The 24,022-nt window shown below is 69.1% G+C and carries 24 protein-coding genes; 13 read left to right on the top strand and 11 right to left on the bottom strand.

Annotated features, from left to right (window positions below; all coding sequences use genetic code 11):
* Positions 1-81 precede the first annotated feature (81 nt).
* Both MJ605_RS04085 and MJ605_RS04080 read left to right on the top strand, forming a co-directional pair.
* Complete coding sequence (locus MJ605_RS04085) at positions 82-1,011, top strand: DMT family transporter (RefSeq protein WP_243039766.1); 930 nt, start codon at positions 82-84, stop codon at positions 1,009-1,011.
* A 69-nt stretch (positions 1,012-1,080) separates the two neighbouring features.
* Positions 1,081-1,722: an NAD(P)-dependent oxidoreductase gene (locus MJ605_RS04080; protein ID WP_243039765.1), complete on the top strand. Its 642-nt coding sequence runs from the start codon at positions 1,081-1,083 to the stop codon at positions 1,720-1,722.
* Positions 1,723-1,768: 46 nt separating this feature from the next.
* Here MJ605_RS04080 and MJ605_RS04075 read toward each other — a convergent pair whose 3' ends face one another.
* The 3 genes from MJ605_RS04075 to MJ605_RS04065 all read right to left on the bottom strand — a co-directional run bounded on the left by MJ605_RS04075 (position 1,769) and on the right by MJ605_RS04065 (position 4,831).
* Positions 1,769-2,656, bottom strand: coding sequence for a copper resistance protein B (locus MJ605_RS04075; protein WP_243039764.1), 888 nt, complete (start codon positions 2,654-2,656; stop codon positions 1,769-1,771).
* A complete protein-coding gene (locus MJ605_RS04070) occupies positions 2,653-4,404 on the bottom strand; it encodes a copper resistance system multicopper oxidase (RefSeq protein ID WP_243039763.1) in 1,752 nt (583 codons plus the stop codon). Before MJ605_RS04070 ends, MJ605_RS04075 begins: the two co-directional genes overlap by 4 nt.
* Before the next feature lie 79 nt (positions 4,405-4,483).
* Complete coding sequence (locus tag MJ605_RS04065; protein WP_243039762.1) at positions 4,484-4,831, bottom strand: hypothetical protein; 348 nt, start codon at positions 4,829-4,831, stop codon at positions 4,484-4,486.
* 210 nt (positions 4,832-5,041) lie between these two features.
* Between MJ605_RS04065 and MJ605_RS04060 the strand changes: the two genes are divergently transcribed.
* The 3 genes from MJ605_RS04060 to MJ605_RS04050 all read left to right on the top strand — a co-directional run bounded on the left by MJ605_RS04060 (position 5,042) and on the right by MJ605_RS04050 (position 7,498).
* Positions 5,042-5,917 (top strand): 23S rRNA (adenine(2030)-N(6))-methyltransferase RlmJ, encoded by an 876-nt coding sequence (locus MJ605_RS04060; protein ID WP_243039761.1) that lies wholly within the window; start codon positions 5,042-5,044, stop codon positions 5,915-5,917.
* 85 nt (positions 5,918-6,002) lie between these two features.
* Complete coding sequence (locus tag MJ605_RS04055; protein ID WP_243039760.1) at positions 6,003-6,521, top strand: Slp family lipoprotein; 519 nt, start codon at positions 6,003-6,005, stop codon at positions 6,519-6,521.
* A gap of 68 nt (positions 6,522-6,589) precedes the next feature.
* Positions 6,590-7,498 carry a cation diffusion facilitator family transporter gene (locus MJ605_RS04050; RefSeq protein WP_243039759.1) on the top strand — a complete coding sequence of 303 codons (909 nt, stop codon included), beginning with the start codon at positions 6,590-6,592 and terminating at the stop codon, positions 7,496-7,498.
* Positions 7,499-7,531: 33 nt separating this feature from the next.
* Here MJ605_RS04050 and MJ605_RS04045 read toward each other — a convergent pair whose 3' ends face one another.
* Together MJ605_RS04045 and MJ605_RS04040 are read right to left on the bottom strand one after the other, a co-directional pair.
* On the bottom strand, positions 7,532-7,927 hold the full coding sequence (locus tag MJ605_RS04045) for a VOC family protein (protein WP_243039758.1): 396 nt from the start codon (positions 7,925-7,927) through the stop codon (positions 7,532-7,534).
* Entirely contained in the window at positions 7,924-8,286 is a 363-nt protein-coding gene (locus MJ605_RS04040; protein ID WP_243039757.1) for an MmcQ/YjbR family DNA-binding protein, read from the bottom strand. The genes MJ605_RS04045 and MJ605_RS04040 overlap by 4 nt, the downstream gene beginning before the upstream one ends.
* Positions 8,287-8,483: 197 nt before the next feature.
* On the opposite strand from MJ605_RS04040, the gene MJ605_RS04035 reads away from it, so the two are divergent.
* The 3 genes from MJ605_RS04035 to MJ605_RS04025 all read left to right on the top strand — a co-directional run bounded on the left by MJ605_RS04035 (position 8,484) and on the right by MJ605_RS04025 (position 13,918).
* A complete protein-coding gene (locus MJ605_RS04035; RefSeq protein ID WP_243039756.1) occupies positions 8,484-9,092 on the top strand; it encodes a GNAT family N-acetyltransferase in 609 nt (202 codons plus the stop codon).
* A 116-nt stretch (positions 9,093-9,208) separates the two neighbouring features.
* A complete protein-coding gene (gene mfd / locus MJ605_RS04030; RefSeq protein WP_243039755.1) occupies positions 9,209-12,661 on the top strand; it encodes a transcription-repair coupling factor in 3,453 nt (1,150 codons plus the stop codon).
* A 138-nt stretch (positions 12,662-12,799) separates the two neighbouring features.
* Entirely contained in the window at positions 12,800-13,918 is a 1,119-nt protein-coding gene (locus MJ605_RS04025) for a calcium:cation antiporter (RefSeq protein ID WP_243039754.1), read from the top strand.
* 12 nt (positions 13,919-13,930) lie between these two features.
* On the opposite strand, the gene egtD is transcribed toward MJ605_RS04025, so the two are convergent.
* Complete coding sequence (egtD, locus tag MJ605_RS04020; RefSeq protein WP_243039753.1) at positions 13,931-14,917, bottom strand: L-histidine N(alpha)-methyltransferase; 987 nt, start codon at positions 14,915-14,917, stop codon at positions 13,931-13,933.
* On the bottom strand, positions 14,914-16,167 hold the full coding sequence (egtB, locus tag MJ605_RS04015; protein ID WP_243039752.1) for an ergothioneine biosynthesis protein EgtB: 1,254 nt from the start codon (positions 16,165-16,167) through the stop codon (positions 14,914-14,916). The genes egtD and egtB overlap by 4 nt, the downstream gene beginning before the upstream one ends.
* 215 nt (positions 16,168-16,382) lie before the next feature.
* On the opposite strand from egtB, the gene MJ605_RS04010 reads away from it, so the two are divergent.
* Entirely contained in the window at positions 16,383-16,811 is a 429-nt protein-coding gene (locus MJ605_RS04010; protein WP_243039751.1) for a DUF6491 family protein, read from the top strand.
* Positions 16,812-16,872: 61 nt separating this feature from the next.
* Here MJ605_RS04010 and MJ605_RS04005 read toward each other — a convergent pair whose 3' ends face one another.
* The 3 genes from MJ605_RS04005 to MJ605_RS03995 all read right to left on the bottom strand — a co-directional run bounded on the left by MJ605_RS04005 (position 16,873) and on the right by MJ605_RS03995 (position 20,060).
* Positions 16,873-17,208: a hypothetical protein gene (locus MJ605_RS04005; RefSeq protein ID WP_243039750.1), complete on the bottom strand. Its 336-nt coding sequence runs from the start codon at positions 17,206-17,208 to the stop codon at positions 16,873-16,875.
* A 132-nt stretch (positions 17,209-17,340) separates the two neighbouring features.
* The gene (rlmKL, locus tag MJ605_RS04000) at positions 17,341-19,536 is read right to left on the bottom strand and encodes a bifunctional 23S rRNA (guanine(2069)-N(7))-methyltransferase RlmK/23S rRNA (guanine(2445)-N(2))-methyltransferase RlmL (protein WP_243039749.1); all 2,196 of its coding nucleotides are present in this window, start codon (positions 19,534-19,536) and stop codon (positions 17,341-17,343) included.
* Positions 19,533-20,060 carry an alpha/beta hydrolase gene (locus tag MJ605_RS03995; protein WP_243039748.1) on the bottom strand — a complete coding sequence of 176 codons (528 nt, stop codon included), beginning with the start codon at positions 20,058-20,060 and terminating at the stop codon, positions 19,533-19,535. The genes rlmKL and MJ605_RS03995 overlap by 4 nt, the downstream gene beginning before the upstream one ends.
* A 79-nt stretch (positions 20,061-20,139) precedes the next feature.
* Here MJ605_RS03995 and MJ605_RS03990 point away from each other — a divergent pair, with 79 nt between their 5' ends.
* The 4 genes from MJ605_RS03990 (at position 20,140) to MJ605_RS03975 (ending at position 22,906) form a co-directional block, all read left to right on the top strand.
* Positions 20,140-20,703 carry an N-acetylmuramoyl-L-alanine amidase gene (locus MJ605_RS03990; protein ID WP_243039747.1) on the top strand — a complete coding sequence of 188 codons (564 nt, stop codon included), beginning with the start codon at positions 20,140-20,142 and terminating at the stop codon, positions 20,701-20,703.
* Between the two features lie 55 nt (positions 20,704-20,758).
* Positions 20,759-21,622: an acyl-CoA thioesterase II gene (tesB, locus tag MJ605_RS03985; protein WP_243039746.1), complete on the top strand. Its 864-nt coding sequence runs from the start codon at positions 20,759-20,761 to the stop codon at positions 21,620-21,622.
* A gap of 89 nt (positions 21,623-21,711) precedes the next feature.
* Positions 21,712-22,104: a putative signal transducing protein gene (locus MJ605_RS03980; RefSeq protein WP_243039745.1), complete on the top strand. Its 393-nt coding sequence runs from the start codon at positions 21,712-21,714 to the stop codon at positions 22,102-22,104.
* A 91-nt stretch (positions 22,105-22,195) separates the two neighbouring features.
* On the top strand, positions 22,196-22,906 hold the full coding sequence (locus MJ605_RS03975; protein WP_243039744.1) for an arginyltransferase: 711 nt from the start codon (positions 22,196-22,198) through the stop codon (positions 22,904-22,906).
* 57 nt (positions 22,907-22,963) lie between these two features.
* Here MJ605_RS03975 and adhP read toward each other — a convergent pair whose 3' ends face one another.
* The gene (gene adhP / locus MJ605_RS03970; RefSeq protein ID WP_243039743.1) at positions 22,964-24,001 is read right to left on the bottom strand and encodes an alcohol dehydrogenase AdhP; all 1,038 of its coding nucleotides are present in this window, start codon (positions 23,999-24,001) and stop codon (positions 22,964-22,966) included.
* Positions 24,002-24,022: the final 21 nt, after the last annotated feature.

Genomic DNA, 24,022 nt, shown 5'->3' with positions numbered 1-24,022 from the left:
CCCATGGCCGTTGCGAGGCGTCCGCACCGGGCGCGCGCGGCCGCTAGAATACGCGGCCATCCCCACGGCCATCCCAAGCGCATGCAAGCCGCCACCCAAGCCCGCTGGCAGATCCACTTCTGCGTCCTGCTGTGGGGCTTCACCGCCATCCTGGGCAAATTGATCACCCTGCCCGCCTTGTCGCTGGTGTGGTGGCGCATGCTGCTGGTGACCGCCGCGCTGCTGCTCAGCCCCAAGGTGTGGCGCGGCCTGATGACGATGCCGGCGCGGCTGCGCTGGGGCTATGCCGGCATCGGCGTACTGGTGTCGCTGCATTGGCTCACCTTCTATGGCGCGATCAAGCTGGCCAACGCCTCGGTGGGTGCCACCTGCATCGCGCTGGGGCCAGTGTTCCTGTCCCTGCTGGAACCCTGGATCGCGCGGCGCCGGTTCGATCCGCGCGAGCTGCTGATCGGCGTGGCGGTGGTGCCCGGCGTGGCGATGGTGGTGGGCGGCGTGCCGGTGACGATGCGCGCCGGCATCGCGGTGGGCGCGCTATCCGCGCTGCTGGTCGCGCTGTTCAGCGCCTTCAACAAGCGCCTGGTGGAACATGGCGATCCACTCACCGTCACCTGCATCGAGCTGGGTACCGGCACGCTGTTCCTGACCCTGCTGGCGCCTATCCTGCCTCACGCGGGACCGGCTTTCGCACTGCCCGGCCTGCACGACGCCACGCTGCTGGTACTGCTTGCCTTCGGCTGCACTTTGCTGCCATTCGCGCTGGCACTGGTGGCGCTGCGCCACATGAGCGCCTTTGGTACGCAGATGGTGACCAACCTGGAGCCGGTCTACGCCATCGTGCTGGCCATCCTGCTGCTGGGCGAGCAGCGCGAGCTGGATGGCTGGTTCTATGCGGGCGTGGCGGTGATCCTCACCGCCGTCTTCACCCATCCGCTGCTCACGCGCCGCCGGCGTCAGCCCACCCAGCCGGAACTGGTGGGTACGGCGGAAAGCCACGGCGTGGTCGAATAGCCCCTCGCAAGGGCGCATCATGGAGCTCGCCATGCACCCCATTTCCTCCCTTGCCTGGAGCATCTATCCATGAAGATCGCCCTGTTCGGCGCCACCGGCCACGTCGGCCACGCCATCCTCGACGAAGCGCTCGCGCGCGGGTATTCGGTCACCGCCATCGTGCGCGATCCGGCGCGGCTGGCGACCCGCCACGACCGTCTCGACGTCGTCGCCGGCGACGTGGCGAAACCGGAAAGCTGGCTGGACGCGGTGCGCGGCGCCGACGCCGCGGTGGCCAGCCTGTCTGCCCGCCGCGACGGCACGCCGGACAGCATCCCGGCCAACGCGGCCATCCTGCTCGAGCAACTGCCGCGCGCCGGCGTGAAGCGCCTGGTCTGGGTGGGCGGCGCGGGCTCGCTGGAAACCGCGCCTGGTGTGCGCGTGATCGACGACCCGCATTTCCCCGAGGCCTGGAAGGCCGAAGCCACCGGCCAGGCCAAGGCACTGGACGTGTTCCGCCAGGGCAAGGCGGAGGTGGAATGGACGTATATCAGTCCAGCCGCCCTGCTGGAGGACGGCCCGCGTACCGGCACTTACCGCGTGGGCGGCGACCAGCTGCTGGCCGATGCGAACGGCAACAGCCGCATCAGCGTGCCCGACTACGCGGCCGCCCTGCTCGACCGCGTGGAGAAGCGCGACGCGCGCGACCGGCGCATCACCGTCGCCTACTGAAACTCCCGGGGGGGCGGCCTTCCGGCCGCTCCCCGCTTTCCGCACGTCAGAACCACAGCCTCACGCCGGCCACCCAGGTCGTTTCGCGCGCGCGCCACGGCGGCGCGCCCGGCCGTTCGTCGCCATCGCCGAAACGCCGCGTCCAGGTCACGCCGAGGTAAGGCGCGAACTTGCGGCTGAACTCGTAGCGCAGGCGCAGGCCCGCCTCCAGGTCAGACAGGCCGGACGAGACCTCGCGCCGCGGATCGCTCTTGCCGTAGAAGTTCAGCTCCAGCCGTGGCTCCAGGATCAGGCGCTGGGTGAACAGCAGCTCGTGGCTGCTCTCCACGCGCAACGCGGTGCGCCCCTGCTCGCCCGCATAGAACGTTGCCTGCGTCTCGAACCAGTAGGGCGCCAATCCCTGCACGCCCACGGCGGCCCACTGGCGGTTCGGCCCCTGCCCGAAGTCCTGGCGGGCGCCCAGCTGCCAGTCCCAGAAGTTGCTCCAGGCGTGGCTCCACAAGGCCTCGACGCGGCCCTCGGTACCACCGCCGTCACGCTCGCCCTCGGTATTCAGCCACAGGCGATCGAGCGCGGTGCCCCACCAGCCTTCCGTCTCCCACGCGGTGGCGTAGTCGCCGCCGGTGCCGCGGCCGCGCTCCAGCCGGTCGAACTGCCACATGCCGAGCGTGGGCTCGCCTTCCATGTGCATCATCGAGGCCGACGGCTCGGCTTGCGGCGGAGGCGGCGCCACATGGTCGTTGGGTGGAAGCATCGGCGTGGCCTCCTGCGTGGCAGCGTCCCCGTGGCTATCCTCGTGCGCATGGCCGGCGTGCGCGTCGGCCGGCGCGGGCGTCATCGGCATGTCCTGCATGTCCATGTTCTGCGCCCAGGCCAGCGCCGGCCAGGCCGCGCACAGTGCCAGCACGCCGGTCAAGCGACGTGGCGCGTTCATGCGATCACCACCTCGCGGAACATGCCCGCGGCCATGTGATAGAACAGGTGGCAGTGGTAGGCCCATCGCCCCACGGCATCGGCGCTGACGCGATAGCTCAGCTGCTGCGCCGGCTGCACCGACACGGTGTGCTTGCGCGCCAGGAAGCCGCCCTCCGGCGTTTCCAGCTCGCTCCACATGCCATGCAGGTGGATGGGGTGCGTCATCATGGTGTCGTTCACCAGCGTGATCCGCACGTGTTCGCCATGGCGCAGGCGGAGCGGCCCGCCCTGCGGCGGCCGCTGGCCGTCGAACGACCACAGGTAGCGTTCCATGTTGCCGGTGAGGCGCAGGTGCAGTTCGCGGTCCACCGTGGGCGAGATGGGCGCATCGATGGCATGCAGGTCCGCGTAGGCCAGCACGCGGCGGCCGTTGCCGCGCAGGCCCACGCCGGGATCGTCCAGATTGCGCCGCGGCGTGGCGACCCGCATGTCCACCTCGGGTCCCGTTTCCAGGGACGGCGCCGGCTCCTGCGCCATCGGCATGGCCATCCCCGGCATCATGCCCATCATGTCCATGCCCGCCATGTCGTGCCGCATGCCGGCCATGTCGTGCCCCATGCCGCCGTGGTCCATCGCACCCATCATGTCGGCCATCGACAGCAAGGGACGCGGATCGAGCGGGGGCACCTCGGCGCTCATGCCCGCGCGCGGCGCCAGCGTGGCGCGCGCGTAGCCGGAGCGGTCCATGCTCTGCGCGAAGATGGTCCAGGCGCGGTCGGCCGAGGGCTGCACGATCACATCGTAGGTCTCGCCCGGGGCGATGCGCAGCTCGTCCACGCTCACCGGCTCGATGTCCTGCCCGTCCGCCGCGACCACCCGCAGCGTCAGGCCGGGAATGCGCACGTCGAAGAAGGTCATCGCCCCGCCGTTGATGAGGCGCAGCCGCACGCTCTCGCCGGGCCCGAACAGGCCAGTCCAGTTGCCCACTGGCGACAGCCCGTTGGCCAGGTAGGTGTAGGTGGCGCCGGAAACGTCTGACAGGTCGGTGGGATCCATGCGCATGCGGTTCCACATGCGCCGATCCTCCAGCGCCTTCGCCACGCCCTCGCGCCCGGCGTCGCGCATGAAATCACCGACCGTGCGCTTGCCGTGGTTGTAGTAGCCGCCCTGCTTCCTGAGGTTGGCGTAGAGCGTTTCCGGGTCCTCATCGGTCCAGTCGCTGAGCAGCAGCGTGTAGTCGCGCTGCACCTGGTGGCGCTCGCCGCCGCGCGGCTCGACCACGATGGGCCCGTACAACCCGGTCTGCTCCTGGAAGCCCGCGTGGCTGTGGTACCAGTAGGTGCCCGCCTGGTTCACCGTGAAGCGGTACACGTACTCGCCGCCGGGCGGGATGCCGTCGAAGCTCAGGCCCGGCACGCCGTCCATGTCCGCCGGCAGCACGATGCCGTGCCAGTGGATCGCGCTGGGCACGCGCAGGCGGTTGCGCACGCGCAGCGTCACCGTGTCGCCCTGCCGCCAGCGCAGCAGCGGCGCCGGCAATTGCCCATTGACCACCGTGGCCAGCCGCTTGCGCCCGGTGAAATCGACCGGCAGCTCGTCGATCTCCAGTTCGAAATGCTGGCCGCTCAGCTCGGTACGCGGCGCCGGCGCCTGGGCCAGCGCATTGCCGCGCCAAAGCCCGAGTCCGGCCGCCACGCCACCCAGCGCGAGCCCCTGTACGAAACGCCGCCGCGGCAACCGTATGCCGTGCGGTTCCTGCTTGTCCATGTGCTTGCTCCGTCAATCGTGTCCGTCACGCGGACACATCGAACCGGCCGATTGGCCGACTATGGCGTTGAGCGGAGAATCAGGCGACCGGCGGCCGCAACGGGGGATCGTAGACCGGCTGGGGCGCATCGATCCGATGCCGCTGCCAGGCCAGTCGGCCGGATGGCACGGGTTGGACATGGCCGATCGCTGAAGGCGGCACCTGCGCCGCCGCATGCGCGCAACAGGTGTCGGATGCCAGCGTGGCGCCGTGCATGGGCGCATGGTCCGGCGCCGCCATGGCCTGCGCCATGTCCGGCCCCATCGATGCGCAACAGTCCTCGACAGGCATGGCCCAGGCCACGCTGCCCAACGCCAGCCAGGCGCACAGCGCCAGCGCGAACAAGGCGCGGCATCGACGCAGATGGCGGAACAGATGGCGGGTCATGCGCGGGAGCATAGCCACGGCGCTGCCATGGGCTCAACTCTGGAGGTGGCTCCATCAGCACGGGCACGGCTCTTTTGTGGGAGCGCACCCTGTGCACGGCAGCGACGCTGCGGCGTTTCCGCTCCGCTGTGCAGTCGCGCACAGGGTGCGCTCCCACAGGAGCCGGCGGGCCGGCCGTATAATCGCCTGCCATCCGGCGCAAGCATGCCCATGAACTATCGCCACGCCTACCACGCCGGCAACTTCGCCGATGTCCTCAAGCATTCGGTGCTGTTCGCGCTGATCGAAGCCTTGCGGGCCAAGCCCACGCCGTTCGCCTTCATCGACACGCATGCGGGCAGCGGCTGCTACGCGCTGGATGGCGTCGAGGCCGGCAAGACCGGCGAATACCGCGACGGCATCGCCCGCCTGCTGTTCCCCGACTTGTCCGGCGCCCATGGCGGGCCACTGCCGCCATTGCTGCGCCACTGGCTGGATGCCATCCTGGCCCTGCCCGGCAACGAGCACGGCCTGAAGCTGTATCCGGGGTCGCCATTGCAGGCGGCCAACGCCATGCGCGTGGAGGACAGCGCGCAACTGTGCGAGTTGCACCCGGAAGAGGCCGCGCGGCTGCGCGAACTGTTCCACCGCGACCGCCGCGTGCACGTGCATCAGCGCAACGGCTACGAGGCATTGAAGGCCCTGCTGCCGCCGAGGGAGAAACGCGGCCTGGTGCTGATCGACCCGCCCTACGAGGCGCAGGAGGCCGAGTACCGCCTGATCGAGCAGGCGCTCAAGGCGGCACTGCAGCGCTGGCCCAGCGGCGTCTACGCGGTGTGGTACCCGATCAAGCTGCGCAGCCAGGTCCAGCCCTTCCACCGCTGGCTGCAGCATTGCGGTGCGCGCCGCGTGCTGCGCGCCGAACTGCTGGTGCATGCGGACGACTCACCATTGCGGCTCAACGGCTCGGGCATGGTCATCCTGAATGCGCCGTGGAAACTCGACGACGCGCTGCGCGAGCCGCTGCGCGCGATGGCGCCGCTGCTCTCGCAGGGACGCCCCGCGCAATGGCGGCTGGACTGGCTGGTGGAAGAAAGCGCCGGCTGAACGCCGGGTTCCCGCGGCATCCGCCGCCTACCCAGCCCATGGCGCGCCCGCTAAGCTCGTGGCAACCCACGCGCGGAACCACGCCATGTCCAAGTTCGCCATGTCCCATCCCGTCCGCGGCGTCCTCGCCGCCAGCATGCTCGCGCTGGCCGCCTGCGCGCCGGCGCCGATCTACAAGCCCACGCCCGCCACGGTGGCCGCCGCGCCCAACATGGTGGCGCAATCGCCGGAGCGCTACGCGGGCGCCGACGTGATCTGGGGCGGCCGCATCGTGGCGGTGCGCAACCTCGCCGACCACAGCGAGGTGGAGATCGTCGGCTACCCGCTCGACAACTCGCAGCGCCCCAAGGCGGACAACGGCGGCGGCTGGGGTCGCTTCATCGCGGTGATGCCCGGCTACGTGGAGTCGTTCGACTATCCCGGCGGCGCCCTGATTACCCTCTCCGGTCGCATCTCCGGCACGCGGGCGGGCGCGGTGGGCCAGGCCGACTATGTGTTCCCGCTGGTCAGCGTGGCGCAATCGCACCTGTGGACGGCGGCGGAGCTGCAAAACGGCCGTGGCAACGTCAACTTCGGCGTGGGCGTCGGCGTGGGCATCCGCTGACCAGCCGAGGCAGCATGGGCAAAGCAGGCGCCCGGGGAGTACACCTTCTACCGATAAGGAAGTGACGGATGTCCGGCCACGCCAATTCGCTCAGGGCCATCCTGCTCGCCCTGGGCGCCAACTTCGCGATCTTCCTCAGCAAGCTGGTGGCCGCGCTCGTCACCGGCTCCGGCGCCATGCTGGCCGAGGCCGTGCACTCGCTGGCCGACTGCGGCAACCAGGGCCTGCTGCTGCTCGGCATGCGCCAGGCCGACCGGCCGCCGTCGGAGGAATACCCCCTGGGCTGGGGCCGCGCGCTGTATTTCTGGTCCTTCCTGGTGGCCATGCTGCTGTTCAGTGTCGGCGGCATGTTTTCCATCTACGAGGGCGTGCACAAGCTCAGCCACCCGGAACCCTTGAAGTGGCCCTGGCTGGCGCTTGCCGTGCTGGCCTTCGGCGTGGTCGCCGAATCGTTCTCCATGCACGGCTGCCTGAAGGAAGTGAACAAGGCACGCCAGGGCCGCAGCCTGTGGCGCTGGTTCCACGAGACGCGATCCAGCGAGCTGCTGGTGATCTTCGGCGAGGACCTCGCCGCCCTGTTCGGCCTCAGCGTGGCGCTGGCGGCGGTGCTCGCCACCATGCTCACCGGCAATCACCTCTATGACGCCGCCGGCACCATCGTCATCGGCGTGCTGCTGGTGATCGTGGCGGTGGCGGTGGCCAACGAGGTGAAGGACCTGCTGATCGGCCAAGGCGTCGAGTCCGGACGCCGCGAGGCGATGATCGCCTTCATCAACGCCCGCCCCGAGGTCGACGTGGTGCTCAACCTCATCACCTTGCAGATGGGACCCGACGTGATGCTCGCGGTGAAGGCGCGCATGGCCCCGATGCCCGACCAGTCCGCGCTGGTCGAGGGCATCAACAGCGTCGAGCGCGCCATCAAGGCGCAGTTTCCCGACGTGCGCTGGAGCTTCTTCGAACCCGACGTGGCCGATTGACCCGCTGCCACCCACAAAAATAAGCCGGCTCCCTCAGGCCGCCTTACGCTGCAACAGGTCCCACCGGTTGCCGTACAGGTCCTGGAACACCGCCACGGTCCCGTAACTTTCCTCGCGCGGCTGCTCGCAGAACACCGCGCCAGCCGCCTGCATGCGTCGGTAGTCGCGCCAGAAATCGTCGGTGTGCAGCAGCAGGAACACGCGGCCGCCAGTCTGGTTGCCCACCCGCGCCGCCTGTTCCGGCGTGGCGGCCCTGGCCAGCAACAGATGGGTCTCGGCGGCGCCCGGCGGCGACACCACCACCCATCGCTTGCCGCCGCCCATGTCGACGTCCTCGACCAGGTCGAAACCGAGCACCCGGGTGTACCAGGCGATCGCCTCATCGTAGTCGGCCACGATCACGGCGATGCTTCCGATGTATTGCTTCACGTGTCCTGCTCCGGGGGCCAGGGGCCAAGCGCCGCCTGCATCTTCTTGGTGAGCCGCGCCCGCACCAGCCCATAGGAGGTCCGGATCAGGGCGGCAAGTTCCTCGGTGGCGAAGCGCCAGGGCTCGATGACACCGACCCAATGCGAGCGCGCGAGATAGGGGGACGGGATGATACCGGGCTGGTCGGTGAGTTCAAGGAAGCGTTCCTCCTCCACCTTGAAGGTGAGGCGGCCACCCTCGACCGGCGTAATCACGAACATCTTGCCGGCCACGCTGAACACCAGGTCGGCACCCCATTTGATGTCCACCGTCACGCCCGGCCAGCCACGGCACAGCGCCTCCAACTGCCGTGTGGTCATGCCCCGCCTCGCCATGGACTTCACTCCCCATCGACGCGCCCGCGCCGCCATGGGCGCATTCTGCCCACTGCCAGATGGCGATGGCGCGCAGGCAGCCCGGCAACTGGCCATGCAGTGCGACACAAAACCGCCCAATACCCCGTTTCATAAGGCGATTTATTCATGTTGCGATGCACACAATACGCTAAAGTATGGACATGAACGCCGCCATCGACTATGACAGCCATCGCGCCATGCTTCCCCCGCGCAGCAACGAGCGCTTCGCCCGGCCCCGGCTGATCGAGCTGCCCCGTCCCGCCAAGGGCGAACGGGTGCAGGCCCACGATGGCCGCGAACTGCGCCTGCGCCATATCGAACCCGGTGACATGGCCGCCCTCAAGCGCCAGTTCGCCCGGCTGTCGCCCGAGGACATCCGCCGCCGCTTCCTGCATTCGATGAGTGAGCTACCGGAACCCATGGCGCAGCGCCTGTGCCGCATCGACCCCGCCATCGAGACCGCCTTCGTGCTGATGGACGAGACGGTGAAGCCCGCCGAGCTGCGCGGCGTGGGCCGCATCTACGTGGACGAGGCCGCCAACAGCGCCGAGTTCTCCGTGCTGGTGGAACCCTCGTGGACCCGCCAGGGCCTGGGCGCCCTGCTGATGCAGCGCCTGGTGGACGACTGTCGCCGCCGCGGCCTGCACGAAATCTGGGGCTACGTACTGCTGGAAAACCGCCCCATGCTGCAGTTGTGCAAGGAACTGGGCTTCAAGCGCCGCCCCAGCCCCGACGAACCCGGCACGACGCAGATCGCATTGCAGCTCTAGGGCTGCGCCTCCATATGCCGATGTGAACCACCGCCCCGGTCTTCCGGGGCGGTCGCGTTACACTTGCCCGCTTTCCCGGTGCGGCCTGCTGCCGCGCCCACGAACGTCACGTCTGCATGCCCCATACGATTCCGCATCCCTCCCTGCCCACCAGCCCCAAGCAGCGCCGCTTCTGGACGTCGCCGCACGGCTCCTCGCGTGCCCTGCTGGTGGCCGAGGCCGCCCGCTCGCATCCGGGCCTGCTGGTAGCGGTCGCCCGCGACACCCAGCGTGCCCATGCGCTGGAGGACGAGCTGAAGGTCTTCGCCGGCGGCTTGCCGGTGCTGCACTTCCCGGATTGGGAGACCCTGCCCTACGACGTGTTCAGTCCGCATCCGGACATCGTCTCCCAGCGCATCGCCACACTGTTCCAGTTGCCCGGCACCCAGCGCGGCGTACTGGTAGTGCCGATCGCCACGCTGATGCAGCGCATCGCGCCACGCAGCCACATCACCGGCAGCGGGCTGATGGTGAGGAAGGGCCAGAAGCTGGACCTCGCCGCCGAGCAGCGCCGGCTGGAGGCCGCCGGCTACCGCAACGTGCCACAGGTGGCCGAGCCCGGCGACTTCGCCGTGCGCGGCGCGCTGATCGACATCTTCCCGATGGGCACGGCCGAACCGTACCGCATCGAACTGTTCGACGACGAGATCGAGTCCATCCGCAGCTTCGATCCGGAAACGCAACGCTCGCAGCAGCAGGTGGAGCGCATCGAGCTGCTGCCCGGGCGCGAGTTCCCGCTCACCGAGCATGCCGCCAAGGATTTCCGCACGCGCCTGCGCGAACGCTTCCCCATCGACGTGCGGCGCTGCCCGCTGTACCAGGACATGAAGGAAGGCGTCACCCCGGGCGGTATCGAGTACTACCTGCCGATGTTCTTCGAGCAAACCGCCACGCTGTTCGACTACCTGGCCGACAACGCGGTATTCCTGCTCGGCGAAGGCGCGCTGGAGGCCGCCGAGCAGTTCTGGACGCAGACCGGCGAGCGCTACGAGCAGCGCGCCCACGACATCGAGCGGCCGGTGCTGCCGCCGACCGAGCTGTACCTGGCGCCCGAGCAGTTGCGTGAGCAGCTCAACCGGCGCCTGCGCATCGAACTGGTGGAGAGCGGCCACGAGCATGCACTGCCCAGCGGCACGCAGCCCGCGCCGGAGCTGCCGCTCAACCGCAAGGGCGAGGAACCCGGCACCTCGCTGCGCCATTTCCTGGCCAGCTATCCGGGCCGTGTGCTGGTTGCCGCCGACTCGGCCGGCCGCCGCGAGGCGCTGATCGAACAACTGGCCAGCGCCGGCCTCAAGCCCGACACCATCGACGGCTGGCAGGCCTTCATGGCGGGCGACGCGACGCGCCTGGCGATCACCATCGCTTCGCTGGAACAAGGCTTCGCGCTGACCAAGCCCGCGCTCACCGTGCTCACCGAGCGCGAATTGTTCGGCGAACGCGTACGCACCGAGCGCAAGCGCCGCCGTGGCGCGGCGCGCGATCCGGACAGCATCATCCGCGACCTGACCGAGCTGACCATCGGCGCGCCCATCGTGCACGTGGACCATGGCGTGGGCCGCTACCAGGGCCTGGTGTCGATGGAACTGGGCGGCATGGAAGGCGAGTTCCTCACCATCGAATACGCCAAGGGCGACAAGCTCTACGTGCCGGTGGCGCAACTGGGCCTGGTGAGCCGCTACACCGGCACCGCGCCGGAACTGGCGCCCCTCCATTCGCTGGGCGGCGACGCATGGGAACGCGCCCGCCGCAGGGCCGCCGAGAAGGTACGCGACGTGGCGGCGGAACTGCTGGCCATCTACGCCCAGCGCGAGGCGCGCGGCGGCGAGTCGCTGCCGATCGACCGCCAACTGGTGGAAGAATTCGGCGCCAGCTTTCCCTTCGAGGAAACGCCCGACCAGCAGCAAGCCATCGATGCCGTGCTCAGCGACCTCGCCGCGCCGCGCGCGATGGACCGCGTGATCTGCGGCGACGTCGGCTTCGGCAAGACCGAGGTGGCGCTGCGCGCGGCCTTCGCCGCCGCCACCGCCGGCAAGCAAGTCGCCGTGCTGGTGCCAACCACCCTGCTCGCCCAGCAGCACTACCGCAATTTCGCCGACCGCTTCGCCGACTGGCCGGTGCGCGTGGATGTGCTGTCGCGCTTCAAGTCAACGAAGGAAGTGAACGAGGCGCTCAAGCGCCTGGCCGATGGCCAGATCGACGTGATCGTGGGTACCCACAAGCTGCTCGCGCCCGAGGTGAAGTTCAAGAACCTGGGCCTGGTGGTGGTGGACGAGGAGCAGCGCTTCGGCGTGCGCCAGAAGGAACAGCTGAAGAAACTGCGCGCCGAGGTGGACCTGCTCACCATGACCGCCACGCCGATCCCGCGTACGCTCAACATGGCGATGAGCGGGCTGCGCGACCTCTCGCTGATCGCCACGCCGCCGGCGCACCGCATGGCGGTGCGCACCTTCATCTCGGCCTGGGAGCCGGCGCTGATCCGCGAGGCCTTCCAGCGCGAGCTGCAACGTGGCGGCCAGGTGTACTTCCTGCACAACGAGGTGGACACCATCGAGCGCACGGCGCGCGAACTGGAAGAGCTGATTCCCGAGGCGCGCATCGGCATCGCCCACGGCCAGATGCCCGAGCGCGAACTGGAGCGCGTGATGGCGGACTTCCATCGCCAGCGTTTCAACGTGCTGGTGTGCACCACCATCATCGAGACCGGCATCGACATCCCCACCGCCAACACCATCATCATCAACCGCGCCGACCGCTTCGGACTGGCCCAGTTGCACCAGTTGCGCGGCCGCGTGGGCCGCTCGCACCATCGCGCGTACGCCTACCTGGTGGTGCCCGACCGCAAGGCGATGACCGCCGACGCGGAAAAGCGCCTGGAGGCGCTGGCCTCGCTGGAGGAACTGGGCGCCGGCTTCACCCTGGCCACGCACGACCTGGAGATCCGCGGCGCGGGCGAACTGCTGGGCGACGAGCAGTCCGGCCAGATCCAGGAAATCGGCTTCGGCCTCTACACCGAGCTGCTGGAACGCGCGGTGCGCGCGCTGAAGTCGGGCAAGGTGCCGGACTTCGACTTGAGCAGCGAGCACGAGACGGAAGTGGAGCTGCACCTGCCCGCGCTGATTCCGGACGACTACCTGCCCAACGTGCATACGCGCCTGACGCTGTACAAGCGCATCGCCAGCGCGCGCACGGACGATCACCTGCGCGACCTGCAGGTTGAAATGATCGACCGCTTCGGCCTGCTGCCCGACGCCACCAAGCAGCTGTTCGCCATAGCGCAACTCAAGCGGATGGCCACGCCGCTGGGCATCCGCAAGCTGGACTTCGGCGCCAACGGCGGCCGCATCACCTTCCGCGACAAGCCCGAGGTCGAGCCGATGGCGATCCTGCGCCTGATCCAGGGCCAGCCGCGCGTGTACAAGCTCGATGGCCAGGACAAGCTCAAGGTAAACCTGGAGCTGCCCGGCGCCAGCGAGCGCATCCGCGCGGCGCAGGAGGTACTGGTGCAGTTGGGCGCGCGCCGGCCGGGCTGAGCGGCTGGCCGATCACCGGACACCTGCCCGGTGCGCCATGGGCAGCGCAGCATGCCGGCTGTTGCCGTACCATCGGGCCTTGTTCGCCCGATGGGCCGCGCGTGGCCTAACGCATCGGCACCGGCCATGGAGCTGCCCATGTTCCACCCCAAGCTGCTCGTCCGCCCCGCCATCGCCTGGATCACCGTCAGCCTGTTCCTGGTGTTCGGCTCGGACTGGATGGCCCATCTGAGCCGCCACGAGATCGGCCTGGCATTGTTCGCCTGGCTGTTCTTCGTGATCGTGTGGGTGGCATTCGGCGTGGTGCACGAGGCCGAGGAACTGGCGGTGCTGCTCGGCGAACCGGTCGGCACGCTGGTGCTCACGCTGTCCATCGTCATCATCGAGGTGGTGTTGATCTCCGCGGTGATGCTCGGCGCCGGCGACACCTCCACGCTGGCGCGCGACACCATGTTCGCGGTGCTGATGATCGTGCTCAACGGCGTGGTCGGACTGGGCCTGCTGATCGGCGGCATCCGCCATCACGAGCAGGCGTACAACCTGCACGGCGCATCGGCCTATCTCGCCGTCATCATCCCGCTGGCCACCATCGCGCTGGTGTTGCCCAACTTCACCGCATCGACCTCCGACGGCACGCTGACTTCGGTACAGGCGATCGCGTTCTCCCTGCTCACCCTCGTGCTCTATGGCCTGTTCCTGTGGCTGCAAACCGGACGGCACAAGGGCTATTTCGTGGCGCCCCGATCCGATTCCGACGCCAATGTGCCGGAAACGCCGCCACCGCCGCCGCCCCGGCCAAGCAAGGGCGAATTGCTCTTCCACGTGCTGTTGTTGCTGGTCAACATCCTGCCGATCGTGATCCTGTCCAAGAGCCTGGCCAAGGTGCTCGACTATGGCATCGCGGCCACCGGCGCCCCGCAGGCGCTGGGCGGCATCATCATCGCCATGCTGGTGTTCACGCCGGAGGGCCTTTCCGCGCTGATCGCCATCCGCCGCGACCAGCTCACCCGTGCCATCAACCTGTGCCTGGGCGGCGCCGCGTCCACCGTGGGGCTTACCGTGCCGGCCGTGCTCGCGATCGGCCTGTTGACCGGCAAGCCGGTAGTGCTGGGACTGCCGCCGGCCAGCATCGTGCTGCTGGCCTCCACCCTGGTGCTGGGTACGCTGACCTTCTCGGGATGGCGCACGACCATGCTGGAAGGCGCCGTGCACCTGTCGATGTTCGCGGTATTCCTGGTGCTGGTGTTCAGCCCCTGAGGCACGCCGCGGTCAGTGCCGCAACGATCCAGCGCGCACCAGGTAGTACACCGCGAACATCGCCTCGGGATCGGTCCAGGCGCGCGCCACCTCGAGCCCCGCCTTGCCAGCCAGCGCGTCGAAATCCTCGTGCGAGTACTTGCAGCTGTATTCGACCTGCATGGCTTCCTCCATGCCGAACGGCACCTGCAAGCGGCCCACGCGCACCCTCTGCTCGCGGGTGCTGACCAGGAAGGTCTCGATGCGGCCGGCCATGGTGTTGTAATGCGCCCGATGGCGGAAGGCGCCCAGGTCGAAGTCGCTGCCGATCTCGCGGTTCAGGCGCACCAGCATGTTCAGCGTGAACTCGGCGGTGACGCCGGCGCGGTCGTTGTAGGCCGCCTCGATCGTGGCCGCATCCTTCTTCAGGTCGGCGCCGATCAGGATGCCGCCGCCGTCGCCCATCTCGTTGCGCATCTTGCGCAGCAGCTCGGCGGCCTCGCGCGTCTCGAAATTGCCGATGGTGGACCCGGGGAAGTACACCACGGTACGGCGCGACGCGCGCGGCGGAATGGGCAAGCGCAACGGACGGGTGAAGTCGCCCAGGTGCGGCTGTACCGTCAGGCCGGGAAAATGCTCGGCCAGGTCGCGCATGCAGCGGCGCAGCGGCTCGGGTGAAATCTCCACCGGCACGTAGGCCACCGGCGCGTGCAGGTGCTGCAACAGCATGCGCGTCTTCACCGCATTGCCGCTGCCGTATTCCACCAGGCGCACTTCCTCGCCGAGCACGTCGGCCATGTCGGCGGCGTGCCGCGCCATCAGCGCGACCTCGCAGCGGGTCAGGTAGTACTCCGGCTGCTCGCAGATCGTCTCGAACAGCCGGGAGCCGCGTTCGTCGTAGAACAGCCAGGACGGCAGCCGCTTGGGCTTCAGGCGCAGACCTCGCTGCACGATGCCGGTCAGGTCGTCGACGGGTGGGCGGCGGTCGTCGTCGCGGAGGTCGTAGGCTTGCACATTCATCGGTCCTGCCCCAAACGTATCCCCATGAACTGCCAGCGCGCATGGGGAGGAAAGAAATTCCGGTAGCTTGCGCGGATATGGCCGCGCGGCGTGGCGCACGAACCGCCGCGCAACACCCACTGTCCGCACATGAACTTGCCGTTGTATTCGCCCAGCGCCCCCGCCAACGGGCGGAAGCCGGGATAGCTGACATAGGGCGAGGCGGTCCACTCCCACACGTCGCCGTACATCTGCAGCAGGCCCGGCCGCGACGGCGCCGGGCGCGGGCACGGTACCTGGTCATCGAGCAGATGGCCTTCGACCGGCAGCGGCGAGGCGGCGCTCTCCCACTCCGCCTCGGTCGGCAGCCGGGCATCGGCCCAGCGCGCGAAAGCGTCGGCCTCGTAGTAGCTGACGTGGCACACCGGCGCATGCGGATCGATCGGCTGCACGCCGGCCAGCGTGAACTCGCTGGCGAGATCGTCCTGCCAGTACAGCGGTCGTTGCCATTGCTCGCGGCACACGATGTCCCAGCCATCGGACAGCCACAGCGACGGCTCGCGGTAGCCGCCGTCATGCACGAAGGCGGCGTATTCCGCATTGGTCACCAACCGGTTCGCCAGCGCATGGGGCGACAACAGCGCGTGGTGCCGGGGCAACTCGTTGTCGAAGGCGAAGCCGTTGCCGCCATGGCCGATCTCGACGATGCCCTCGCGACCCGCGATGAAATCCAAGGGCGCGACGGCCGTCGCGGCCGCCGCGGCCGGTGGTCCGGCATAGGCGGGCAGCAAGGGATGGGAAGCCAGCGCATGCTTGATGTCGGTGAGCAGCAATTCCTGGTGCTGCTGCTCGTGGTGCAGGCCCAGCTCGACGATCGCGCGGGTGGCGCCGTCCATGCCGCGTTCCAGCCATTCGCCCACCGCGTCGTCGATGCGGTCGCGGTAGTCCAGGATCTGGTCGACGCCAGGCCGCGACAGCAGGCCGCGCCGCGGGCGCGCATGCATCGGTCCCACGGACTGGTAGTAGGAATTGAACAGGTAATGCCATTCCGGATGCGGCGGCCGGTAGGCCGCATCGCGCGCCAGTACGAACTGCTCGAAGAACCACGTGGTATGCGCCAGGTGCCACTTCGCCGGGCTGGCGTCGGGCATGGACTGCACCATCATGTCTTCGGCGCTCAGCGGCGCGCACAACGCCACGCTGCGGGAGCGGACTTGCCGGAATCGCAGAACCAGCGCCTCGGCTTGCACGGCCGATTGCGCGAAGCTCATTGCCGCCTCCGGCGCGGCGGACCGGCATTGCCTCCATCGAGGGCGGCCGGGTTTTTCTTATCTGGGGCGTCACTCGGCAACATGCCGGCCACCATGCCGCAGCAAGCGTTCACATCGTGTGATGCGGCGATGGCGAATGCTTGACAGCGCCACGCGTGGCGCCGCCACGCCTGGCTTTGATATGGGATGATCCCGCTTCCAGCGAGGTGACTGCCATGAAGTCCATGACCGCCCTTCTGCTTGCCGTCCTGCTGCCCGCGGCTGCCTCACCGGGCCTTGCCGCCACCCCGCCCCGCCCGCCGGCCTACACGCCACTGCGGCCCGTGAGCGAATGCCTGCGGCCCGACCGCATCAACGAATGGCATGTGGTCGATCCGCATACCGTCATCGCACGCACCGGCCCGAATCGCTACCTGGTCAAACTGCGGACGCGATGCCCCCGCCTGGGCATCGGGCAAAGCCTGCGCTTCCAGGCCAACCCGTCCAACCGGACGGTGGGCATGGGCGCCCTGTGCGGCGAGGCCGGCGAAACCGTCGCCTCGCGTGACCAGGCCCCTTGCCCCGTCCAGTCCGTCGCCAAAATCGACAAGGCCCGGTTTGACCGGCTGAGTGCCAAGGCCACCCGGCATGGCACCCAGCCATGACCCGGAAACGACGAAGCCCGGCCAATGCCGGGCTTCGTTGCGTACCTGGCCGCTATGGCGCTCAGTGGCCGTAGTAGCGATAGCCGCCGCGATAGTAATAACCGCCGCGATGGTAGTAGCCCGGATGGCCGCCTACCACGACCGTGGCGCCCACGGCCGGGCCATAGACCACTGGGGCCGGGCCATACACGACCGGAGCCGGCGCGTACACGACCGGCGGCGGCGGGGCGTAGACCACCGGGGCCGGGGCGTAGTAGCCCGCGCCTACCACCGGCAGGCCGATGCCGACGTTCAGGCTCACATGGCCAGCGAAGGCAGGGGCGACCGCCACGCAGCCGACCAGCATGGCGGCAGCCAGGGCGACGCGCTTGACGGTGGAAACCTTTGTCTTGTTCATATGAATGTCTCCCAAGGGAGGCTTGATTCCGGCAGAAGGGCTATGGGTAGGGTTGCCTTCTGTCGCTCTTTGCCGGGATCCATGCTCTGACTTTTGCGCTGAATCGGCACTGAGTGGAACGGCCTTTTTCACTCAACGTTTAGCCTGCTTGCGGACATGGTTCACACTCTCCATCCAGGGCGATGCCTGGGGGTGGAAGCGCAGCAGCCAGCAGCCATGGATGTCGGCCCGCCGGGCGAAGTCGAACGGGATGCTGGCCGTGCTCCAGTCCTCGATGCTGAACCGTTCGTCCAGCGCCTCACGATCCAGCTTGAAGCGGCGGAAATTGTTGGAAAACACGATAACTCCATCCTGCGCCAGATGCTCGGCGCAAGCCAGCAGCAGGGCCGCATGGTCGCGCTGCACGTCGAAGTCCTCCGCCCGCTTGGAGTTGGAGAAGGTCGGCGGGTCGACGTAGATCAGTCCGTAGCGCTCCCGGTCCTGCTTCAGGAAGGCCATCGCATCCGCCTGCACCAGGCGGTGCTGGCTGCCGGCGAAGCCATTCAGCGACAGGTTGCGCGAGGCCCAGTCCAGGTAGGTGCCCGACAGGTCCACGCTGGTGGTGTCGCGCGCCCCGCCGGCCGCCGCGTAGACGCTGGCCGTGGCGGTATAGGCGAACAGGTTGAGGAAGCGCCGGCCCTCGGCCAGCCCGCGCAGCTTCTGCCGCACCAGCCGGTGGTCGAGGAACAGGCCGGTGTCCAGGTAGTCGGTCAGGTTGACCAGGAAGCGCAGGCCGCCTTCCTCGACCTCGATGAACTCGCCGCGCTGGTCCAACTGGCCGTACTTGGAGCCGCCCTTGCCACGCTCGCGCGTCTTCAGCGCGATGCGCTCGCGGGGCACGCCGAACACCTCGCCGGCCACGCGCACGATCTCGCGCAGGCGCTGGCGCGCGGTCTCGGCGGGAATCTCCGCCGGGGCGCGGTATTCCTGGACGTGCAGCCAGGGCTCGCCGTCCACCCGGGCGTAGACGTCGATGGCGGCCGCGTACTCGGGTAGGTCCTGGTCGTAGGCACGCCAGCAATGGATGCCCTCGCGCGCCAGGCGTTTGCGCAGGTGGCGCAGGTTCTTCTCCAGCCGGTTGCGCAGCATCTGCGCGCCTTCCGAGAGCGGCCTGGCCTCACGCGGGGCTTCGCTGCGCGCGTGCAGCTCGAACACCAGCAGCTGGGTTTCCAGCGCGCCGTTGTAGAGCGTGTATTTCTTCTCCGCCCGCAGCGGCATGGCGTGCCCGAGCTCCGCGTCGCCGGCCAGCACCGCCGCCCGCCAGCCGGCGAAGCGTTCACGCAGCGCCTCGCCCAGCGCCCGGTACAGGCGTGGCAGCTCGGCGCGGTCGCCCAGGCGTTCGCCGTAGGGCGGATTGGTGATGACCAGGCCGCGCGCGTAGCCCGGCGGCGGCGACACGTGGGTGGCGTCGTGCCGGTCCAGGGTGAGGAAGCCGGCCACGCCCGCTTCCTGGGCGTTGCGCTTGGCGGTCTGCACCATGCGCGGATCGGCATCGCTGCCGAAGAAGCAGGCGCGCAGCGAACGCAGGCCGGCCTCGGCGCGCTGGCGGGCCTCCTCCAGCAGGCGGCGCCACAGCGCGATGTCGTGCCGCGCCCAGCCCAGGAAACCGTAGTACTCGCGGTGCAGGCCCGGCGCCACGTCGGCCGCCATCCATGCGCCCTCGACCAGCAGCGTGCCCGAGCCGCACATGGGATCGAGCAGTGCGCCGCCCTCGGCGTAGATCTCCGGCCAGCGCGCGCGCAGCAGCATGGCGGCGGCGAGGTTCTCCTTCAGCGGCGCCTCGCCTTGCAGTTCACGCCAGCCGCGGCGGTGCAGCGGCGAACCGGACAGGTCCAACGACAACGTGGCGCGATCGCGGCGCAGGCGCAGGTTGAGCCGCACGTCGGGCTCGTCGGTATCCACGCCGGGCCGCGAGCCTTCGCGCTGGCGGAACTGGTCCACCACCGCGTCCTTCACGCGCTGGGCGATGAACTGGCTGTGGGTGAGCCGGCTCTGCGCCGTCACCGCGTCCACCGCCAGGGTGCCGTGGGCGGCGAGGTGTTGCGACCAGTCGATGGACTGCACGCCCGCGTACAGCGCCTCGTCGGTGGCCGCGTCGAACTCGGCCAGCGGCATCAGCACGCGGCTGGCCAAGCGCGACCACAGGCAGGCGCGGTAGGCAGTCTCCAGCGAGCCGGCGAAATGCACGCCGGCCAGCGCCTCGCGCACGTCCTCGGCGCCCAGCGCGGCCAGTTCGTCGCGCAGCAGGTATTCCAGGCCCTTGGGGCAGGTGGCGAAGAAGGCGCTCATGCCGCCGGCGCCAGTTGAGCCAGGAACAGCCCGAACTGCTCGACGATGCGCTCCACGCTGCCGCCCAGGCGATGGTCGTCGTCCACCATGATCAGCGGCAGGCGGCGGCGCGCGGCGAAGGCGATCACGCCCTCGGGCGGGCAGACGTCGTCGCGCCAGCCATGGTAGAGCAGGCTGGGCACGCCTTCGGGCAGATCGAACGCCTGGCGATAACCGGGAATCTCGCTGGGCGTGGCGAGCAGGAACAGGCCCGCCACCGGCCGCTGCAGGGACGCGAGCCCGGACACGAACGCGCCCATGCTGGAGCCGACCAGCACCGGCGGCACATCCAGCGTATCGATGGCGGCCACCAGCCGCCGGATGCGCGGATCAACCGCGCCGGCGTAGCCCGGCAGGTCGTCGCTGCGGTAATCGGGGCGCTGGGTCTGCCAGCCCAGCGATTCGGCGAAGGCCGCCAGCACGCTGACCTTGGTGGCGTCCGGACCGGAATCCGACCCATGCGAAAGAATGATCTGGCCGCCCATCGCGGTCTCCGAACGACATCTGTAAGGCCGCGCATCGTAACAGGCGACGTCTCGAGGCACGCCGGATAGACTGCTGGTCATGCCCCTGAACATCGTCGACCAGCCCCTGCCCTACGTTTCCCTGCTGCCCGAGCGGCCAGCCGAAGCGGTGGACATGGTGGTGATCCACTGTACCGAACTACCCGACCTCGCGATGGCGCGCGAGTACGGCGAGCGGGTGCTTTATGACAGCGGGGCCGGCGCCAGTGGGCACTTCTACATCGACCGCGACGGCAGCGTTTACCGGTACGTGCCCGGCACGCGGGTCGCCAACCACGTGCGCGGCCACAACCCCAACTCCATCGGCATCGAGCTGGTGAACCTGGGCCGCTACCCTCACTGGTGGGATTCGCGCCACCAGACCATGACCGAGCCGTACACCCTTGCCCAGCTCGATGCGCTGGACGCCCTGCTGGGCGAACTCAGGCGCGAGCACCCGAACCTGCGCCGGATCGCCGGCCACGAGGACCTGGACACCGCCCGCCTGCCCTCCACCGACGATCCCTCGGTGGAGGTGCCGCGCAAGCTCGACCCCGGCCCGCTGTTCCCCTGGGCCGAGGTACTGGAGGGCAGCGGCCTGGTGCGGACCCGTGACGGCCGCTGATGCGCCGGGGGACGCCGGCTATAATCGCCGGCCTCCTTCGCCTGCACGCACTCCCATGACGGAAACCCACGTCCGCGAACTCATCGACCTGCTGGAACTGGAACGGCTGGAAGACAACCTGTTCCGCGGCCAGAGCCGGGACATCGGCACCCATTTCGTGTTCGGCGGCCAGGTGCTGGGACAGGCCCTGGCGGCCGCGCAGCGCACGGTGGAACCCACGCGGGAGGCGCATTCGCTGCACGCCTACTTCCTGCGCGCCGGCGACATCAACGCCCCCATCGTCTACAGCGTGGAGCGCACCCGCGACGGCGGCACCTTCTCCTCGCGCCGCGTGGTGGCGATCCAGCATGGCCAGCCGATCCTGAACGGCTCGATCTCGTTCCAGGTGCCGGAAACCGGCTTCGAGCACCAGATATCCATGCCCGAAGTGCCCAGGCCCGAGGACATCGAGCCGATGCAGCCGCTGCCGCCGGAACAGTTGGCCAAGCTGCCGGAGAAGCTGCAGCGCTGGCTGGGTGTGGATGCGCCGTTCGAGTTCCGCCACGTGTGGCCGCAAGACAAGCTGCACCCGGTCAAGCGGCCGCCCTACCAGCACATCTGGTTCCGGCTGAGCGCGCCGGTGGGCGATTCGCCCGCGCTGCACCGTTCCCTGCTGGCCTATGCCTCGGACTTCAACCTGATCGGCACGGCCACGCTGCCGCACGGCATTTCCTACTACACGCACAACGTGCAGATGGCCAGCCTGGACCATGCGCTATGGTTCCATCGTCCGCTCCGGGTGGACGAATGGCTGCTGTACTCCTTCGACAGCCCGACCGCGCAGGGCGCGCGCGGCCTGGCGCGTGGCCAGATCTTCGCCCAGGACGGGCGGCTGGTGGCCTCGACCGCCCAGGAAGGACTGATCCGCCTGCGCAGCTGACCCGCCGGGGCAGCGTAGTAACATCGCCCCTCGCCGGGCGCCCGCCCCGCCGCCCGGCTGCCCTCCGGGCGACGAACACAGGTTTCCCCATGCGCCAGCTCTATACCTCGCCCCGCCAGGAAAACATCGACCGCGTGGTCGCGCTGCTGTCCGAGCAGGGCATTGAGTGCTCCGTCGAGAACCGCTCCAACTACAACCGGCCCAGCTACCAGCGCTTCAGCTATTCGCAGCGCACCGAGAACCGGGAAAGTTGGCCCCAGGTCTGGGTAGCCCGGGCCGATGACTACACCCGGGCTCGCGCCGCATTGAGGGAGCTGGGCATCGAGCCGGTGGTCCGCCATGGCGAGGAACTGGCCCTGGCCCGCAACGCCACCCCGGACATGCGGCGGAAAGGGATGGCCAACCGGGTCCGGCGCATCGTCATGCTGGCCCTGGCCGGCGCCTTCGTGGTGCTGATGCTGCGCTATATGGGCGTCATCTGAGGCCCTGACGCCACGAGCAGGCTCGGCTGACGGCATTTGTCGGCTTTTTCCTACTCACACGACGGGCCGGGGCGGACATAGAATCGTCCCCATGCGCTCCGACCGTGTCCGCCTCTTCCAGACCCTGCCGCACACCTGCGGCTATTTTGCCGAGCGCACGGCACAGAACCTGGTGATCGACCCGGCGGCCCCGCAGCTGGACCAGTTGTACGGCCCCGCCCTGGAGCGCGGCTTCCGCCGGGCCGGCGGCCACCTGTACTACCCCTATTGCAGCAGTTGCCGGGCCTGCACGCCCTGCCGCATCGACGTGGCCCGGTTCGCGCCGGACCGCGCCCAGCGGCGCTGCCTCAAGCGCAATGAGAACGTGCAGGTGATCGAATCCATGGCCGGCTACAACGCCGAGCGGCATGCGCTGTACGAGCGCTACCTGCGCCAGCGGCATCCCGGCGGCGGCATGGACGAGGCCGACGCCAGCGATTTCCGGCGCTTCCTCACCGCGCCCTGGAGCCCCACCCTGTTCCTGGAGTTCCGCGAGGGCCCGCGCCTGCTGGGCGTGGCGGTCACCGACGTGTGCCTGCAGGGCCTGTCGGCGGTCTATACCTTCTACGATCCGGACGAGACCGCGCGCGGCCTGGGCACCTTCGCCATCCTGCAGCAGGTAGCGATGGCGCGGCGCCGGGGCCTGCCCTGGGTGTACCTGGGTTTCTGGATCGCCGGCCATCCCAAGATGGACTACAAGCGGCGCTTCCGACCGCTGCAGATCCGCACCAGCGAGGGCTGGGTGGAGATGCCCGAAGGGTGACCGGCAGCGGTCCCGCTCATTCCGCCGCCGCGGGACGAGCGGGACTCCTGCCGCCATTCATGCCTTGCCGATATCCAGCACCACGCGGCCCTGGATATGCCCCTCGCGCAGTCCCTGCAGCACGTCGTTCACGGCCTCCAGCGGCCGCCGCTCGATGGTCGCCTTCACCTTGCCGCGGGCGGCGAAGTCCACCGCCTCGGCCAGGTCCTTGCGGGTACCCACGATGGAGCCGCGGATGGTGAGGCGCTTGAGCACCACGTCGAAGATCGGCGTGGCGAAGTCGCCGGGCGGCAGGCCCACCAGGGCCATGGTGCCGCGGCGGCGGATGAAGTTGAGCGCCTGCGAGAACGCGGGCGGCGACACCGCCGTCACCAGCACCCCATGGGCGCCGCCATGGGTGGCGTCGAGCACGTGCTGCACGGCCTGCGGATCGCGCGCATCCACGGTGGCCGCGGCGCCCAGCTGGCGCGCCAATGCCAGCTTTTCCTCGGCCACGTCCACGGCCACCACCTGCAGGCCCATGGCGGCGGCGTACTGCACGGCCAGGTGGCCCAGGCCGCCGATGCCCGAGATGGCGATCCACTCGCCGGGGCGCGCCTCCGTCTCGCGGATGCCCTTGTAGGTGGTCACGCCGGCGCAGAGGATGGGCGCCATCGCCGCGTAGTCCACGTCATGGGGCAGGCGCGCCACGTAGGCGGCGTTGCCGATGGCGTACTCGGCGAAGCTGCCGTTCACGCTGTAGCCGCTGTCGTGCTGCGTCTCGCACAGCGTTTCCCAGCCGCTGATGCAGTACTCGCAATGCCCGCAGGCGTCGTGCAGCCAGGCGATGCCGACCGGATCGCCCAGCTTCAGGTGCTCGACGCCCTCGCCCAGCGCCGCCACCACGCCCACGCCCTCATGGCCGGGAATGAACGGCGGCTGCGGCTTCACCGGCCAGTCGCCGTCGACCGCGTGCACGTCGGTATGGCAGACGCCGCTGTAAAGGATCTTCACCAGCACTTCGCCGCGCGCTGGCGCCGGCACGGGCACTTCCTCGATACGCAACGGCTCGCCGAAGCGGTAGGCCGCGGCGGCTTTCATCGTCCTGGGTGCCATCAGGCCTTCTCCTGTCAGGTC

It is taken from the genome of Dyella sedimenti, assembly GCF_022760995.1.
Classification (GTDB): Bacteria; Pseudomonadota; Gammaproteobacteria; order Xanthomonadales; family Rhodanobacteraceae; genus Dyella; species Dyella sedimenti.
The sequence above is the reverse complement of the archived record's forward strand: the minus strand, read 5'-3'. Positions and strand labels throughout refer to the sequence as shown.